The 15,608-nt window shown below is 64.0% G+C and carries 15 protein-coding genes; 10 read left to right on the plus strand and 5 right to left on the minus strand.

The window, feature by feature from the left end:
• Window positions 1-2: 2 nt before the first annotated feature.
• Genes AC1D0N_RS06990 through AC1D0N_RS07010 form a run of 5 tightly spaced genes read left to right on the plus strand, consistent with a single transcriptional unit; the run spans window position 3 to window position 3,965 of the window.
• Window positions 3-248 (plus strand): DUF4170 domain-containing protein, encoded by a 246-nt coding sequence (locus AC1D0N_RS06990; protein ID WP_477242702.1) that lies wholly within the window; start codon window positions 3-5, stop codon window positions 246-248.
• A gap of 5 nt (window positions 249-253) precedes the next feature.
• A complete protein-coding gene (locus tag AC1D0N_RS06995; protein WP_477242703.1) occupies window positions 254-1,045 on the plus strand; it encodes a lysophospholipid acyltransferase family protein in 792 nt (263 codons plus the stop codon).
• Window positions 1,042-2,358: a lipid IV(A) 3-deoxy-D-manno-octulosonic acid transferase gene (waaA, locus tag AC1D0N_RS07000; protein WP_477242704.1), complete on the plus strand. Its 1,317-nt coding sequence runs from the start codon at window positions 1,042-1,044 to the stop codon at window positions 2,356-2,358. The genes AC1D0N_RS06995 and waaA overlap by 4 nt, the downstream gene beginning before the upstream one ends.
• A 1-nt stretch (window position 2,359) precedes the next feature.
• The gene (gene lpxK / locus AC1D0N_RS07005) at window positions 2,360-3,385 is read left to right on the plus strand and encodes a tetraacyldisaccharide 4'-kinase (RefSeq protein WP_477242705.1); all 1,026 of its coding nucleotides are present in this window, start codon (window positions 2,360-2,362) and stop codon (window positions 3,383-3,385) included.
• Window positions 3,386-3,440: 55 nt separating this feature from the next.
• On the plus strand, window positions 3,441-3,965 hold the full coding sequence (locus tag AC1D0N_RS07010) for a hypothetical protein (protein WP_477242706.1): 525 nt from the start codon (window positions 3,441-3,443) through the stop codon (window positions 3,963-3,965).
• A 23-nt stretch (window positions 3,966-3,988) separates the two neighbouring features.
• Here AC1D0N_RS07010 and AC1D0N_RS07015 read toward each other — a convergent pair whose 3' ends face one another.
• Window positions 3,989-4,222 carry a DUF2093 domain-containing protein gene (locus AC1D0N_RS07015; protein WP_477242707.1) on the minus strand — a complete coding sequence of 78 codons (234 nt, stop codon included), beginning with the start codon at window positions 4,220-4,222 and terminating at the stop codon, window positions 3,989-3,991.
• A gap of 115 nt (window positions 4,223-4,337) precedes the next feature.
• Between AC1D0N_RS07015 and AC1D0N_RS07020 the strand changes: the two genes are divergently transcribed.
• Entirely contained in the window at window positions 4,338-4,925 is a 588-nt protein-coding gene (locus AC1D0N_RS07020; protein WP_477242708.1) for a hypothetical protein, read from the plus strand.
• On the opposite strand, the gene AC1D0N_RS07025 is transcribed toward AC1D0N_RS07020, so the two are convergent.
• Window positions 4,922-5,848, minus strand: coding sequence for a LysR substrate-binding domain-containing protein (locus AC1D0N_RS07025; RefSeq protein WP_477242709.1), 927 nt, complete (start codon window positions 5,846-5,848; stop codon window positions 4,922-4,924). The two genes, AC1D0N_RS07020 and AC1D0N_RS07025, sit on opposite strands and share 4 nt — an antisense overlap.
• A 91-nt stretch (window positions 5,849-5,939) precedes the next feature.
• Here AC1D0N_RS07025 and AC1D0N_RS07030 point away from each other — a divergent pair, with 91 nt between their 5' ends.
• Entirely contained in the window at window positions 5,940-6,833 is an 894-nt protein-coding gene (locus AC1D0N_RS07030) for a DMT family transporter (protein ID WP_477242710.1), read from the plus strand.
• An 89-nt stretch (window positions 6,834-6,922) separates the two neighbouring features.
• On the opposite strand, the gene AC1D0N_RS07035 is transcribed toward AC1D0N_RS07030, so the two are convergent.
• From AC1D0N_RS07035 to AC1D0N_RS07045, 3 genes are all read right to left on the minus strand, one after another.
• Window positions 6,923-7,276, minus strand: a complete 354-nt coding sequence (locus AC1D0N_RS07035; RefSeq protein ID WP_477242711.1) for a DUF1905 domain-containing protein — start codon at window positions 7,274-7,276, stop codon at window positions 6,923-6,925.
• Window positions 7,242-9,116 carry a DNA mismatch repair endonuclease MutL gene (gene mutL / locus AC1D0N_RS07040; RefSeq protein ID WP_477242712.1) on the minus strand — a complete coding sequence of 625 codons (1,875 nt, stop codon included), beginning with the start codon at window positions 9,114-9,116 and terminating at the stop codon, window positions 7,242-7,244. Before mutL ends, AC1D0N_RS07035 begins: the two co-directional genes overlap by 35 nt.
• 87 nt (window positions 9,117-9,203) lie before the next feature.
• On the minus strand, window positions 9,204-10,106 hold the full coding sequence (locus AC1D0N_RS07045; RefSeq protein WP_477242713.1) for a LysR substrate-binding domain-containing protein: 903 nt from the start codon (window positions 10,104-10,106) through the stop codon (window positions 9,204-9,206).
• 92 nt (window positions 10,107-10,198) lie between these two features.
• On the opposite strand from AC1D0N_RS07045, the gene AC1D0N_RS07050 reads away from it, so the two are divergent.
• The 3 genes from AC1D0N_RS07050 to AC1D0N_RS07060 all read left to right on the plus strand — a co-directional run bounded on the left by AC1D0N_RS07050 (window position 10,199) and on the right by AC1D0N_RS07060 (window position 15,585).
• A complete protein-coding gene (locus AC1D0N_RS07050) occupies window positions 10,199-11,749 on the plus strand; it encodes a trimethylamine methyltransferase family protein (protein ID WP_477242714.1) in 1,551 nt (516 codons plus the stop codon).
• Window positions 11,750-11,793: 44 nt separating this feature from the next.
• Window positions 11,794-13,443 (plus strand): ABC transporter substrate-binding protein, encoded by a 1,650-nt coding sequence (locus AC1D0N_RS07055; protein WP_477242715.1) that lies wholly within the window; start codon window positions 11,794-11,796, stop codon window positions 13,441-13,443.
• Window positions 13,444-13,602: 159 nt separating this feature from the next.
• On the plus strand, window positions 13,603-15,585 hold the full coding sequence (locus tag AC1D0N_RS07060; protein WP_477242716.1) for an oxidoreductase: 1,983 nt from the start codon (window positions 13,603-13,605) through the stop codon (window positions 15,583-15,585).
• Window positions 15,586-15,608 lie beyond the last annotated feature (23 nt).

Consider the following 15,608-nt stretch of genomic DNA (forward strand, 5'->3'; position numbering starts at 1 on the left):
ACATGGCCGCGGAAGACGGAAAGAAGCAGCTTTTACACCTGGTGTTCGGCGGCGAACTCAAGAAGCTGGGCGGAACCGAGTTCCGCGATCTCGATGGGCTCGACATCGTCGGTGTCTTTCCGGACTATCAATCCGCGCACACCGCGTGGAAAGCCAAGGCGCAGGCCAGCGTGGACAATGCCCACATGCGTTATTTCGTCGTTCACCTGCACCGGCTGCTCGACCCAGACAGCAAGGCTGCCGGTTGACTTCGATGGATCATGAAGCGGTCAAAGGGCCGGCCAATGAGGCCGCCCCCGCGAACCGTGGCGGCAGCCGTGCCACCAAGGCTTTCTGGCGCCGGATTCGCCAGCCGCTGGCAGAGTCGCGATTCGTCAAGAATGTCATTGTCAGCCTGCTCACCCAGTTCGTGCGACTGGTGGGCCTGACCAACCGCGTGGTCGAAGGATCGGCGCAGTTCTCGGGCGGCGCCTATGCCGAGTTCGAACCTGGCATCATCGCGCTCTGGCACGGCCAGCATTTGTTGACGCCGGCCTATTATCCCAAGCGCAAGCCGCTGGTCGCCATGGTATCGCGCAGTGCCGATGCCGAACTCAACGCGCTGATGCTGGAGAAATTCGGCATCGAGGCCGTGCGCGGTTCCGGCGGGCGCGAAAGCACCAAACATCTCGACAAGGGCGGCGCCAAGGCGCTGATTGCCCTGAAAAAGTCGCTCGCCATCGGCAAGAACGTCGCCATGATTGCTGACATTCCCCACGGCACGCCGCGCGACGCGGGGCTTGGCATCGTTCTTCTGGCGCGCCTCTCTGGCCGGCCGCTGCTGCCTGTCGCCATCACCACCAGCCGCCGCAAGGTACTGGAGAAGAGCTGGGACAAGACCACCATCAACCTGCCGTTCGGCCGCTCGTCCATCGTCATCGGCACACCGATCTTTGTGCCCGCTGACGCCGACGATGCCGAGATGGAACGCAAGCGCCTCGAACTTACAGTCGCGCTCAACGCCGCGACCGCCGAGGCCTATCGCCTCGTGGATATCAAGCAATGAGCGTGCGCTGGGCACGTGCCTTCCTGACGGCGTACCGTTTCGCCGGTGCGGCCATCTATCCGGTGATCGGACCTTATGTTGCCTGGCGCACCTCGCAAGGCAAGGAAGACCGCAGCCGCAGCCGCGAGCGCTACGGCGTCGCCGGGCGCGCGCGTCCCGACGGTCCGGTGATCTGGATCCATGCGGCCAGCGTCGGCGAGACCATCGCCGTCGTGCCGCTGGTCGAGAGCATTCTCGACTACGGCGTCAACATCGTCCTGACGACCGGGACGGTCACCTCGGCGCAGGTTGCCGACGAGCGGCTGGGCGACCGTATCATCCACCAATATGTGCCGCTCGACCTCAAGCCGGCGGTCAGCCGTTTTCTCGACCACTGGCGGCCAGACCTGGCGATCATCGCCGAATCGGAGATCTGGCCGATGACCATCTTGGAACTCGGGGCGCGGCGCGTGCCACAGGTGCTGGTCAATGGCAGGCTGTCCGACCGCTCCTTCACCTCCTGGAAGAAGCGCGCCAACATCGCCGAGGCCTTGTTCGAGAATCTCGCCCATGTCGTCGCCCAGTCCGATGTCGACGGCGAACGCTTCCGCTCGCTCGGCGCGCGGCCGGTCACCGTGTCCGGCAATCTCAAGGTCGATACCAATCCGCCGCCGGTCGATGAAAGGGTGCTGTCGACGCTGCGGCGTCAGATCGGCACCCGCCCAACCTGGGCGGCGATCTCGACCCATGACGGCGAAGAGGTGGTGGCGGCCGAAGTTCACGCCACGCTCTACAAGCGCCACCACGGTCTTTTGACGATCGTCGTCCCGCGCCATCCCGACCGCGCCGAAGCGCTTGCCGCGCAGATTACCGGGCTGGGCCTCAAGGTCGCGCGGCGCAGCAAGGGCGACAGGATCACCGCCGATACCGATATTCTGCTCGGCGATACGATCGGCGAGATGGGGCTGTATCTCCGGCTGACGGAAATCGCCTTCGTCGGCCGATCGCTGACCTCGGAGGGTGGCCAGAACCCGCTGGAACCGGCCATGCTCGACACCGCGGTGCTCGCCGGCCGCAATGTCCAGAATTTTCGCGAAGCCTATCAGCGCCTGCTCGACAGCGGCGGCGCCAAGCTGGTGCGCGACCGCGACATGTTGGCCGGCGCCGTCAATTTCCTGTTGAGCAACGAGGTCGCCCGCCACGAGATGATGGCGGCAGGCGCGGCGACCGTCGATGAGATGCGCGGCGCGCTGGCGCGCACGCTGAAGTCGCTCGAACCCTACATCCAGCCGCTGATCGTCAAGTCGCGCCTGAAGGGCGCCGACGGGCGCTAGCGTGTCCAGCGAAGCACCGCCCTTCTGGTGGGAGGAGCCGGACTGGCGTGTGTTCGCCCTGTCGCCGCTGTCCGCGGCCTATGCCCTCGTTGCCGGCCGCCGCATGCGGCAAGCAGTGCGCGAAAAGATCGACGCGCCAGTGCTTTGCGTCGGCAATTTCACCGTCGGCGGCAGCGGCAAGACGCCGGTGGCGATCGCGCTGGCCAGGCAGGCCAAACGCATGCAGCTCAATCCAGGTTTCCTGTCGCGCGGTCATGGCGGCTCCTTTGCGCAGCCGCATGTCGTCGATCCGCATCACGACACCGCCAAACATGTTGGCGACGAGCCGCTGCTTCTGGCCGAACAGGCGCCGGTGGCGGTGACGCCGAACCGCGCCGCCGGCGCCAGGCTGCTCATGGAAAAGCACGGCTGCGATTTCCTGATCATGGACGACGGCTTCCAGAGCGCCCGCATCCATATCGATTATGCGCTGGTCGTGGTCGATGCGCGTTACGGCATCGGCAATGGCCGCGTCATTCCAGGCGGGCCGCTCAGGGCAAACATCGTCGACCAGCTGGTCTTCACCAGCGGGCTGCTGAAGATGGGCGAGGGCACCGCTGCCGACACGGTCGTGCGCCAGGCGGCTCGCGCCGGCCGGGCGATCTTCGAGGCGCATACCGAGCCAAGCCGCAGGGAAAGGCTTGTCGGCCGGCGGTTTCTCGCCTTTGCCGGCATCGGCCACCCCGACAAATTCTTCGATACGATCCGCGACGCCGGGGGCGACGTGGCGCTGGCCCGGCCGTTCCCGGACCATCATTTCTATGGCGAGGACGAGCTTGCCGAACTGGCGGCGACGGCGCGCAAGGACGGCCTTGGGATCATCACCACCGCCAAGGACGCCGCCCGGCTGCGCCACGGCGCATCGCCGGAGTTTCTCGACCAGCTTGACGTGCTCGAGATCGACACCGTGTTCGAGCTCGAAAACGTGCCGGAACGCATTATCGACGAGACGCTGGATGCCTGGCGCCAGCGCAAACTGAGGGGCTGATCGCGTTCCAGCAATCGATTCTGCGGCAGGAATATTCTGGCCGCCTTTCAGGACTATGATCCAGATCGGCTTTCGCGCGGGGGATGGAATGGTCAGGTTGCGGGCGCTCTTTGTCGGCTGTGTTCTTGCGGGGATCGCAAACCCATCTTCGGCGCAAACGCCCGCCATGACCGACAGCGAATTTCTGGTCTCGGTCACCGATGCGGACGGTGTCGCCCACGTCAAGCCCTCCAATGTCGTTCCGCTTATTCCTGATCGCGCCTGCTATGCATGGCGCATACAGCTGGGGCCGGGCGACAAGTTGGTATCGGCCACGGAGGTGTTCACGCTTCCCGCAGAGCCGAAGCAGTGGGGTGGCATAGACGGCGACGAGTATAGCTCCAGCAAGATATCGGGCGATCGAAAAGTCTCCGAGACAACCCTGTTCTATAAGCCGAAGGACGGATGGATCTCGCATGGCTGGTGCGTGGCCGACGGCGATCCAACTGGGCCGTATTCCATCAAGGTGCTCGTTGGCGACCGACTGATTCACGAATTTCAGTTCAGGGTCGAAAACGCGCCGGCATCCTCAGTCCCATAGCCCTGCGGGATAAAAATGCCGATCTAGCGCCGGCTGCGCAGTTCCGGATGCGTTTCGATCTCACGGCGCAGTGAGGCGGCAGCACTCACATAGGGCTCCTGCCTGGCGACGCTCCAGTATTTGAGCTCGTCCAGGGGGATGTTCTCGCCGGTTACCGCGCAGCGCACGAATGCGCCCGGGCTGGTGACCTGGAAGTCACCGTCGAGATAACGGATACGGGCTTCCTTGCCGCCGGGGCCTTCGAAGCGGTTCATCATGAGGGGACGCCAAGGTTCATGATGATTTCATCGCCACAAATTGCCGGCAAGGTCAAGCTTGACGCAATGCAGAAGCTCTATTGTCAGGCTGGAAACCACCTATTGTGGGAACGGCATGGATATTTCATCTGCCCGCCTGACCGCGTTGCTGAAGGAGGCCGTGACATCGCAGGCCGTGCCGTCGGCCAGGGCCGACCCGGTCAGGACGGCGCTGATCAAGGTACTGGTGCTACCGCCAGTGCCGGCAGGCGCGTCCCCGCAATCGGCAGCGCCGGACCCGCCGATCTTGTTGCCTGCAACCGCCGCAAAGGTGCAGCGGGCAGCCTCGGCTGAGATCATGCAGGCCTATCTGGCCTTGGCCGAGCCGGATGCTGCCAGCGATGCCGCACCGGCGACAGCTGCGGTGAGACGAGCGGACGGCGGCGAGGCACAACGCGGCCTCGCGGTGCCGCTCGCGAGACCTGATGATGGTGGAGCCGTTCGGCCTACTGGCTTGCCATGGTTGGCATTTCTAACACCCGAGCTTTCGCCCTTGCGCCGTGCCGCCATCACCGCTGCGGCAGCGAAGAGAGGGCAGGCAACCTCCCAGCCAAGCGATGCGGCAAGGCCTGAACACAGGCAGATGAGCGTCGGGCTGATGTCGCTGGCGGCTGGGCTGTTGGCCGCGGCGATAGTCGGGTTCGTCCTGCTAATACTCCGCTAGCGCTCGGCCTCGATGAACGCGTCCATCTTTTCCATGGCCAGACCGGCCTGGGCAGCAATGCGCCGCGCCAGTTCCGCGGCAGCGCTGCGCGGTCGCCCAATTGGCCGGTCGAGCCAGTAGGACACCGGGTTGAGCGCGGTGCGGTCGTCAACGGTGACGATGCGGCCCGACTTCAGTTGGTGCTCGGTCAGCGGCGGGCGCGCCAGCGCGATGCCCAGGCCGTGGGCGGCGGCGTCGAGCACCAGATTGTAGTCCTCGAAGCGGCGGTCCTGCGGGCGCGGGCGGTAGTCCATGCCTTGCGCCGCGAACCAGGCGCGCCAGGCCGAGGCATCGGAATCGTTGACCAGCGGAAATTTGAGCAGCCGCGCAGGTTCGCCGCGGCCGATCTCGCGGGCAAGCTCGGGCGAGGCGACGGGGAAAACATGCTCCTCGAAAAGCTGTACCGAGACCCGGCCAGGAATGCCGCCGCGCCCGCAGCGGATCGACAGGTCGATGCCTTCGTCGGCAAGGTCGGCCTGGCGGATGTCGACGTCGAGCACGATGCGCAGCTTTGACGGGTGGTTTTCCAGTGCCGCCATGCGTGGCATCAGCCAAAGCCCGCTTACCGAGGGGATCGAGGTCAGCCGCACCACGGCGGTGCCGCGCGGCTCGACCCAGCGGTCCGAATGGCTTGATATCAGCGCAAAGGCCTCCGCCGTACGCAGATGCAGGCGGTTGCCCTCGATTGTCAGCGAAACACCGCGCGCGCCGCGATCGAACACTTTCAAGCCCAGCCAGTCCTCGAGCTTGGCAATCTGCCGGCTGACGGCGCCGTGGGTGATGTTGAGTTTCTCGGCGGCGGCCGAAAAGCTGCCTGTTCGCGCCGCTGCGTCGAAGGCGCGGAGCGTTTCGAGTGGCACCATCGTGTCTGAGCTGTGATCCATAGTCACAGGTGATCCTCGATTTGGTCGTTTGTCAACCAGCCGGAAAAGGCGTTTTCTGCATTTAGAGACGCAGGAACACGAGGACAGTGAGATGAGCGCGATGACCAGCACGTTGAATCCGACACAGCGGATGGACACCACCGCAGCCATCGCGGTGGCGCTGACCGTGGTCGGCTGGGCCTCGGCCTTTCCGGCGATCCGCGCCGGCCTCGCCGCCTTCGGGCCGCTGGAACTCGGTGCGCTGCGCTTTGCCATCGCCGCCGTGCCGGCGGCGATCTTCCTTGCCGTCAAGCGTCCGGCGCTGCCAAGGCTCGACGAATTGTGGCGCCTGGTCTTTGGCGGCGCCATCTTCGTCGCACTCTACACCGTGATGCTCAATTACGGTGAACTGACCGTCTCGGCCGGCGCTGCCGGCTTCATCATCAACGTCAGCCCGATCTTCACCGCCATCATGGCGATGGCACTGCTCGGTGAGCGTTTCTCAAGCTGGGCCTGGGCTGGCACAGTGATATCCTTCGCCGGCATCGGCGTCATAGCCGTGGCAGACGGGCAGGGCCTGCATTTCAATGTCGGTGCACTGCTCGTGCTTGGTTCGGCGCTTTGCTCGGCCGTCAACACCATCGTCCAGAAGCCGCTGTTTGCTCGCCACCATCCGCTCACCATTTCGGCTTCGAACATGCTGCTCGGCGCACTCTGCCTATCGCCCTTCCTGCCAAGCGGCTTTGCGCAGGCAGCGGTGGCCAACACGGCTGGCCTCGGCGCCGTGGTCTTTCTCGGCATCGTGCCCAGCCTGATCGCCTATGCCGCCTGGGCAACCGCGCTCTCGCGCCTGCCGGCCGCACGTGCCTCGAACTTCCTCTATCTGGTTTCGCCCATGTCGGCCCTGATCGGCTTCTTCTGGCTGGGCGAGATCCCGACCCTGCTCGGCATCCTCGGCGGCGCGCTGGCGCTGGGCGGTGTTATCGTGGTGAATTTGAGCCGCTAGATCAAAGGGTTGGGCGCCTATCCCGAATTAAAATGAGAGCTGCACCGGAATTACTCTGCTCCACCTCTCTGCCGCCACGGTCGGGGTCGTTATCGTCCGCAAAGGCGTATCGTGATGACAGCGGAAATCGAATCGCCTGCCGTTAGATCGCACTGACGCCGAACGTCGTCCTTCAGGGGCAAAAGATAGCTTCCATCCTTGGGAAGTAGCGACGTGCCGAACATGACGCCGTCAATGGCCGCCTCGACAGGGATCACCCCCCAGCCATAGGTCGCCAACTTCGCCACCTTTTTGATCTCGTCGCCATGATGCTCGGGGATTGGCGCGAAGAAGTATGGCGAAGGGCCCCGCCAGTGGATCACTTCGGCTTCGAACCGGAACTGGAGCGTCGACTCGTCGCCCACAGGCTCACCGCCGCCCGAACAGCCGTTCGATATCGGCAAGCTTCAGCTCGATATAGGTCGGGCGGCCATGGTTGCAGGTGCCGGAACCCGGCGTCGCTTCCATCTGGCGCAGCAGCGCGTTCATTTCCTCGGGTTTGAGCAGGCGGCCCGAACGCACCGAGCCGTGGCAGGCCATGGTCGCGGCGATCTTGTCCAGCCGCTCTTTCAGCGTCTCGACCGTGTCGTTGTCGGCGATCTCGTCGGCGAGGTCGCGCACCAACTGCTGGACATTGGTTTCGCCCAGCATCGACGGTGTCTCGCGCACCGCCACAGCACCAGGGCCGAAGCGTTCGATGCCGAGGCCGAAGCGGGCCAGCGTTTCCGAATGCATGGCAAGCCGCTCGGCGTCTTCTTCCGGCAGATCGACGATCTCCGGCAACAGCAGCATCTGCGACGGCACCGCGCGCGAATGCAACGCATTCTTCAAGGCTTCGTAGACCAGCCGCTCATGCGCCGCATGCTGGTCGACGATGACAAGCGAATCCCGGGTTTGGGCGACGATGTAGTTTTCATGCACCTGCGCGCGGGCGGCGCCCAGCGCCGTGCCGAGCAGCGTCTGCGCCGCTTCATCCGACCCGGCGCGCGCATCGGCGCTGGCAAGTGGGCCAGCGTCGAATACCGGCTGGTCGCTTTCGCTGAAGCCCCCATTTCTCGGCCCTGTATGCTCGAAGCCCATGTCGAGCGGTCGCTGCGGCGAGCGCGAGGCATCGAAACCGGTGGAGCCAGACGCACGGTAGGCAGCGTCATAGCTGCGATGGCCGTTGGCCGGGCCGCCATGGGCATAGGACGCCGCACCCGGCCGGAACGCCGCCATCATGCCGGCTGCCCCTGATGTGGCGGCACGGATGCCGGATTCGGCCAGCGCTTGCCGGATGGCGCCGACGATCAGCCCGCGCACCAGTCCGGGGTCGCGGAAACGCACATCGGCCTTGGCCGGGTGGACATTGACGTCGACGACACCGGGATCGAGCGTCAGGAACAGCACGGTCACCGCATGGCGGTCGCGCGGCAGTACATCGGCGAAGGCGCCGCGAATGGCGCCGGCGATCAGCTTGTCGCGCACCGGCCGGCCGTTGACATAGGCATATTGCTGCAGAGCGTTGGCGCGGCTGAAGGACGGGATCGAGACATGGCCGGTCAGATGCACGTCGTCACGCACGGCGTCGATGGCAATGGCATTGTCGGGAAAGTCGGTGCCCATCACCTGCGCGACGCGGCGCAATCGGCCTTGCGGGCTGTCGTCGGTCGCCGGCAGCTCCAGCGTCGAGCGGTCGGAGCCCGCCAGTGTGAAGCGCACCGCGGGAAAGGCAATCGCGATGCGCTTGATCACGTCGCTGGTCGCCGAGCTTTCGGCGCGCTCGCCCTTCATGAATTTGAGTCGCGCCGGTGTGGCGAAGAACAGGTCGCGCACCTCGACCGTGGTGCCGCGATTGGCTGCCGCCGGCTTGACGGCGGAGACGCGGCCGCCCTCGATGCCGATCTCGGCGGCGCTGTCACCTGATGCCGTGCGCGACCGGATCGACAGCCGCGACACCGAACCGATCGACGGCAGCGCCTCGCCGCGAAAGCCGAGCGAGCGGATGTCGTGGATGTTCTCGGTGAGCTTCGAGGTACAGTGGCGGGCGATCGCCAGCGCCAGTTCCGGCTTGGGAATGCCGGAGCCGTCGTCGGTGACGCGGATCAGGTTCAGCCCGCCGCCGGAGGTGACGATCTCGACACGGGAAGCCCCGGCATCCAGCGCGTTCTCGACCAGTTCCTTGACCACGCTGGCCGGACGCTCGATGACTTCGCCGGCGGCGATCTGGTTGATCATCGTTTCGGAAAGTTGGCGAATGGGCATGGGGCCACTATAGGCGGATTCGAGGCCACTGCGGAAGCTTTCGATGCCGGCGTGCCAGCGGAGATGACAGGGGCTCCATTCACCGCCTCACGCCTGCGCAGCCAGCCAATCCCTTACCTTGCGGGCGTTGTCACTGAGTTCCCGGTTCCTCGACCAGATGATGTGAAAGCCCTTGCCGGTTCGCATCGTGTGGCCGGTGACGCGCACCAGCAGCCCCGAGGCCAAAAGCCGCTCGGCAAGGTGTCCCCAGCCGAGCGCAATGCCTTGGCCCTCCATCACCGCCTGGATCACCAGAGCATAGTCGTTGATGCGCAGGCCACGCCCGGCATCGATGATATCGACCCCGGCGGACTGAAACCACTCGTCCCAGCTCGCAGCCTCGCGAAACGGCTCTTCGAGATGGATGAGCCGGTGTGCCGGAAGATCCTCGACGGTCTGCGGCAGCCCGAAGCGCGCCACATAGCTTGCGCCGGCAACCGGGAATATCTCCTCATCGGCCAGCGGCAGCGCATGATAGTCCGGCCATTCCCTGGGCTCACCGCCGCGAATGCCGAGCGGAATGTCCTCGGCGATGATGTCGAGGTCGCGGTCGGCGGTCTGGATGCGCAGGTCGACGCCCGGCAGCTCGTCGCGAAACTGCTGCAGGCGCGGCATCATCCAGAACGAGGCGAAAGCGGTCGACGCCGCCAGCGTCACATGCGCGCCGACGGCGATCTGGCGTAGATCCTCGGCCGACTTGCGGATGTGCGACAGGCCGAGCGAGACGTCGGCATGGAAGCGGTCACCGGCTTCGGTAAGGCTGACTTGTCGATGGCGACGCTGGAAGAGTTTGGCGCCAAGCTGCTCTTCCAGTCTGCGGATCGCATAGGACACCGCGGCCTGGGTCATGCCGAGCTCCCGCCCGGCCGCAGTAAAGCTCGACAGCCGCCCGGCGGCCTCGAAGACAATGAGGCTGCCGGCGGATGGCAGCAGATGGCGCAAGCTTCGCATAAGCAGAGCTTATACAAGAGATCAGGATTTTCCAGCGTCACAGCTGTATTTTGTCTCGCTAAATTGACTGGCTCTGGGAGGATGGGATTTCCATGAACGCACCGGCCGTCGAAGTGACCGAACCTGCCAACCGTCGAGCGGGTGGCCGCCTGGGGCGCAAGGTGCTGCGGGGGATTCCCATGGCGTCGTTTCCGACCCTGGTCCGCAAGATCCCGGTGTATCAGATGGTCCCGGATGAGGCGGTGGAACTGATCCACCAGGAGTCGCTCTCGATCCTCGAAGAGGTGGGATGCGAGTTCCGCGACGACGAGGCCATTGCACTGTGGAAGGCGGCGGGAGCCGATGTGTCGGAAACGCGTGTCCGGATCGACCGTGCGCTCCTGATGGAGCTCATATCGAAGGTCCCGTCGGAGTTTACACTCAATGCGAGAAATCCGCAGCGCACGGTGCGCGTTGGCGGCGACAACTCCATCTTCGTACCGATGTATGGCGCGCCTTACGTGCGCGACCTCGACAACAACAGGCGCTATGGCACGCTCGCCGACCTGCAGAATTTCCACAAGCTCGCCTACATGGCGCCGGCGCTCCACTCGTCGAGCTCGGTCATCTGCGAGCCGATGGAAATCGCGGTGCCCAAGCGCCATCTCCACATCATCCATTCGGCGCTGAAGCACTCCGACAAGCCGTTCATGGGCATCGTGACGTCCAAGGAACGAGCCGAGGACACGATGGCGATGGCAGGCATCGTCTTCGGCGAGGACTATGTCCGCGACAACCCGGTGCTGGTGTCGATCACCAATTGCAATTCGCCGCTGGTGTGGGATGCCACCATGCTTGACGCCATGAAGGTCTATGCGCGCAGCAACCAGCCGCTGATCCTGGCGCCATTCGCGCTGTGCGGCGCCTCGACTTCAGCCTCTGCAGTGGGAGCAGTTGCGCAGGTCAATGCCGAAGCGCTGGCGGGCGTCGCGTTCACGCAACTCCTGCGTCCGGGTTCGCCGCAGCTCTACGGACAGTTCATGGTTACGGTGGACATGAAGACCGGCGCTCCAATGGGCGGCACGCCGGAGGCGGCCCAGATGATGTATCTGATGGGGGCACTGGCGCGCAAATACCGCCTGCCATGGCGCACGTCGGGCTTCCATGTCGGGTCGAAGCTGAACGATGCCCAGGCGGGCTACGAGGCGAACATGCTGATGCATGCCGCAATCCTCTCCGGTGCCAACTACATCTGGCATTCCGCCGGTTGGCTCGAGGCCGGATTGAGCTGCGGCTATTCGAAATTCGCGACGGACTGCGAACAGCTCGTTGGCTGGTACAAATATGCCGGCGGGCTGCCGTTCGACGACTTCAAGGAAGCGATGGCGGCGATCCGCGAGGTCGGGCCTCAGGGCCATTTCCTCGGCACACAGCATACGCTCGAACATTTCGAGTCGGCCTTCTTCATACCCTCGATCATGGACTTCAATTCATACGAACAGTGGAAGGCCGAAGGGGCCAAGGATCACGACACGCGCGGCCGCGAGAAAGCTCGCAACATGCTCGCGGATTACCAGGAGCCGAAGCTCGACGAGGGTGTCGCTGAGGGGCTGGCGGATTTCATCGCGCGGCGCGAAGAGGCGCTGCCAAACAGCGTCAGTTGACGCGACGCACGAACAACTGACGGGAACATAAAAGGGAGAAGAAAATGACATTCTTCAGAAGCAATGGCGACCGCGTGCCTGATACCATCGAGGCAATGGCGAAAGAGGCGCGTGCAGGCCATATGGACCGCCGCGAATTCCTCGCGCTTGCCAGCGCATTCGGCGCCTCGACGGCTTTCGCCTACGGCATGATCGGCCTTGCCGCGCCGACCAAAGCCCTGGCCGATGAACCGAAAAAGGGCGGAACGCTGCGTGCCGCAATGTCGGTCAAGGCGCAGAAGGATCCGCGCACCTATGACTGGACCGAGATGGCAAACGTCACCCGTTGCTGGCTGGAGCCGCTCGTCCGCTACACGCACGAGTTCACGTTCGAGCCCGTCCTGCTCGAAAGCTGGGACGTCAATGACGACGCCACCGAATACACACTGCATCTGCGCAAAGGCATCACCTGGAACAATGGCGATGCCTTCAACGCCGATGACGTGGTCTCCAATCTGAACCGCTGGTGTGAGAAGGGTGCTTCAGGCAATTCCATGGCGGCACGCGTCGGCGCGCTGATCGACACAAAGACCGGCAAGGCCAAGGATGGCGCCATCACCAAGGTCGATGACCTCACGGTCAAGCTGAAGCTGTCCGAACCCGACGTCGCGATCATACCGGGCTTCACCGACTATCCGGCGCTGGTCGTGCATCGCGACTTCGACAAGGATGGCGCCGACCCGATCAAGAAGCCAATCGGCACCGGACCTTTCGAACTGGTGTCCTATGCGGTGGGTACGAAGGCGGTCGTCAAGCGTCGCGAGAACGGCAAGTGGTGGGGTGGCGAAACGCCGCTCGACGGTGTCGAGTTCATCGACTACGGCACCGACTTCAACGCCACGCTGAATGCCTTCGAGTCCGGCGAGATCGACCTCGATTTCGAAACGCCGGCCGACTTCATCGAAGCCCTCGACAAGATGGATCTGGTAAAGTCGGAGGTCGCGACGGCGACCACGCTCGTTGCCCGCACCAACATCACCCACAAGCCCTATGACGACCAGCGGGTGCGCAATGCGCTGCAGATGGCCGTCGACAACAATGCCGTCATGCAACTCGGCTACGCCGGGCTCGGCACAGTCGGCGAGAACCACCACGTCGCACCGATCCATCCCGAATACTATCCGCTGCCCAAGAAGACACGCGATGCCGCCGCCGCCAAGAAGCTGATGGCGGATGCCGGGCAGGCCGACTTCGAGCATGAGCTGATCACCGTCGAGGACGAATGGCAGAAGAACACCGGCGACGCGATCGCCGGCCAGTTGCGCGATGCCGGCATCAAGGTGAAGCGCACGGTGCTGCCGGGCTCGACCTTCTGGAACGACTGGACGAAATATCCGTACTCGATGACCATCTGGTACATGCGGCCGCTGGGCGTCCAGGTGCTGGCGCTCGGCTATCGCTCGGGCGAAGCCTGGAATGAGACGGCCTATGCCAACCCAAATTTCGACGCCAAGCTGAAGCAGGCGCTGTCGCTGGCCGATCCTGCCAAGCGCAAGGAGGTGATGAAGGACGTCGAGCAGATCCTGCAGGATTCCGGCGTCATCATCCAGCCGTTCTGGCAGAAACTCTACTGCCACATGAGCAAGAAGGTGAAGAACTACGGAATGCACCAAACCTACGAAATGGACTTCCAGAACGTCTGGCTGGACAGCTAGCGCACGACGCTGGCCGCAAGCTGCGCCGGCGCCATCTACGGTGCCGGCGGGTCTTCCTGAAAAACGGTGCAACAGACAGCGCCCGGGTCTGTTCGAAGTCTAGCTTGGCATGGAATGAAAAGTATCGACACACCCGCCAAAATTGCAGGGAGTACGCGAATGTCTGGGCGGGTCTTCAAGCGACTGTTCGAGCCAGCAACTTTGCGCGGCAAGACATTGCGCAACCGCATCGTTTTTGGAGCCCATACCGCAAACATGGCCGAGGATGGCCTGCCGACTGCCCGCCATGTCGGCTACTACGCCGAACGCGCGATCGGCGGAGCGGGCATGATCGTGATCGAGCCGATGCCGGTGCATCAGGCCGCGGTGCTTACACGCGGCAATTTCCGCCCCTCGGACGACAGCGTCATCCCCCATTTCCGCAAGGTGACGGATGCCATCCGCGGCAACGGTGCTGTCGCCATCCAACAACTCTACCACGTTGGCCAGCATGCCGATGCAGACAACTCGTTCCACGCCGGTTGGTCGCCGTCCGGCCTGCCGAGCTATCACGATTCAGACGGGTCGCACCGCATGTCCGAGCGCCAGATCGAAGAGACGATCGACGGTTTCGTCCAGGCGGCGCGCCGCTGCCGCGAGGCAGGTTTCGACGGCGTCGAGGTCTGGGCCGCCTATCATTCGATGCTCGATCAGTTCTGGACGCCCTGGTCGAACCGTCGCGACGACCAATGGGGTGGCAGCCTGCAAAACCGCACCCGCATGAGCCGTGAGGTGATGAGCCGCATCCGCAAGGTGTGCGGCGACGACTTCATCGTCGGTCTCGCAATCAATGACGAACCGGAAGTCGAGGTGGCGTTAAAGCGAGAAGCATTGGCCGAGATAGTCAACCTGCACGACCGTGACAATCTGATGGACTACGTCACTTGCGGAACGGGTTCGTATTTCGATTTCTACAAGATCATGCCGACCTTCCTTTATCCGGAAAAGCTTGGGACGGACCTTGCCGCCGTGTTGAAATCGACGGTGAGGCACGCGTTGATCACGGCGGAAAGCCACATCCGCACTCCGGAAAACGCCGAGAGCGTGTTGAGCGAAGGTCGCGCCGATCTTGTCTCGATCGTGCGCGGGCAGATCGCCGATCCGCATCTGGCTGCAAAGGCTGCGGGTGGCCGGCATGAGGACATTCGCGGCTGTCTGTCCTGCAATCAGATGTGCTGGGGCCGGCGCGGCCGCGACTACTGGATCAGCTGCGTGATCAATCCATCGGCGGGGCGGGAATGGGAATGGGGAGGCGATCGCTTCACCCCGGCCACCCAGCCGAAACATGTGTTTGTCGTTGGGGGTGGGCCAGCGGGTCTCGAAGCCGCGCGCGTGGCGGCCGAGCGCGGCCACCGCGTGACGCTCGCCGAGGCGTCGGACCGTCTCGGCGGACAATTCCGGCTCGCCGGCCTGCAGCCGCGCCGGGCGCAGATTCTCGACCTCATCGACTGGTACCAGCGCCAGCTTGGCCAGCTTCAGGTCGATGTGCGCTATGGCCAATATGTCGAAGCAGAGGACATAGAGCGCGAGGGCGCCGATCACGTCATCGTCGCGACCGGCGCCATGCCCCAGGACGGCGCTTTCCAAAGGGCGCTGCCGCAATGGGAAAACGTTCCGGGCGGAGGCGCGGTCTTCTCGGCCGAAGCCGTGATGTCCAGGGAGGCGAGGCCGGGCAAGCGCGTGCTGGTCCTCGACGATGGTGGCAACTGGAAAGGATGCGGCACCGCCTGGAAACTGGCGGAGGACGGTCATGATGTGACGATCGTGACGCCCGACGCCATGGTTGGCAAGGAACTTCAGCGAATGGCCGTGGATGCGCCGCTGCGCCGCGCGCTTGCAGCGCTGAAGGTCAGATTTGTGACAGAAAGCGCCGTCGTGCATTGGGATGGCAAGGTGGCCCGGATAACGTCGTTGCTCGACGGGACCGAACAGGAATGCGAAGCCGACGCATTGGTGTTCGCTGCCACCAGCATGGCGCAGGACAGTCTGTCGGTGGAGCTCGAAAAACGCGGAATCGCGCATACCGCCATCGGTGACTGTACCGCTTCCAGACAGGCGGCGTTCGCCATTCACGATGGCCGCAAGGTGGCGCTTGGTCTTTGACGCGTTGCCGGGAAGACTTCATG

Source organism: Mesorhizobium sp. P2_E10, from assembly GCF_056404235.1.

Bases quoted from the DNA above. Each gene is read 5' to 3' on its own strand.
- AC1D0N_RS07045 (WP_477242713.1), bottom strand. From the start codon at position 10,106: ATGCGAAGCTTGCGCCATCTGCTGCCATCCGCCGGCAGCCTCATTGTC.
- AC1D0N_RS06995 (WP_477242703.1), top strand. From the start codon at position 254: ATGGATCATGAAGCGGTCAAAGGGCCGGCCAATGAGGCCGCCCCCGCG.
- AC1D0N_RS07060 (WP_477242716.1), top strand. From the start codon at position 13,603: ATGTCTGGGCGGGTCTTCAAGCGACTGTTCGAGCCAGCAACTTTGCGC.
- AC1D0N_RS07025 (WP_477242709.1), bottom strand. From the start codon at position 5,848: ATGGATCACAGCTCAGACACGATGGTGCCACTCGAAACGCTCCGCGCC.
- AC1D0N_RS07030 (WP_477242710.1), top strand. From the start codon at position 5,940: ATGAGCGCGATGACCAGCACGTTGAATCCGACACAGCGGATGGACACC.
- AC1D0N_RS07055 (WP_477242715.1), top strand. From the start codon at position 11,794: ATGACATTCTTCAGAAGCAATGGCGACCGCGTGCCTGATACCATCGAG.
- AC1D0N_RS06990 (WP_477242702.1), top strand. From the start codon at position 3: ATGGCCGCGGAAGACGGAAAGAAGCAGCTTTTACACCTGGTGTTCGGC.
- AC1D0N_RS07050 (WP_477242714.1), top strand. From the start codon at position 10,199: ATGAACGCACCGGCCGTCGAAGTGACCGAACCTGCCAACCGTCGAGCG.
- AC1D0N_RS07020 (WP_477242708.1), top strand. From the start codon at position 4,338: ATGGATATTTCATCTGCCCGCCTGACCGCGTTGCTGAAGGAGGCCGTG.
- waaA (WP_477242704.1), top strand. From the start codon at position 1,042: ATGAGCGTGCGCTGGGCACGTGCCTTCCTGACGGCGTACCGTTTCGCC.
- AC1D0N_RS07010 (WP_477242706.1), top strand. From the start codon at position 3,441: ATGATCCAGATCGGCTTTCGCGCGGGGGATGGAATGGTCAGGTTGCGG.
- AC1D0N_RS07015 (WP_477242707.1), bottom strand. From the start codon at position 4,222: ATGATGAACCGCTTCGAAGGCCCCGGCGGCAAGGAAGCCCGTATCCGT.
- mutL (WP_477242712.1), bottom strand. From the start codon at position 9,116: ATGCCCATTCGCCAACTTTCCGAAACGATGATCAACCAGATCGCCGCC.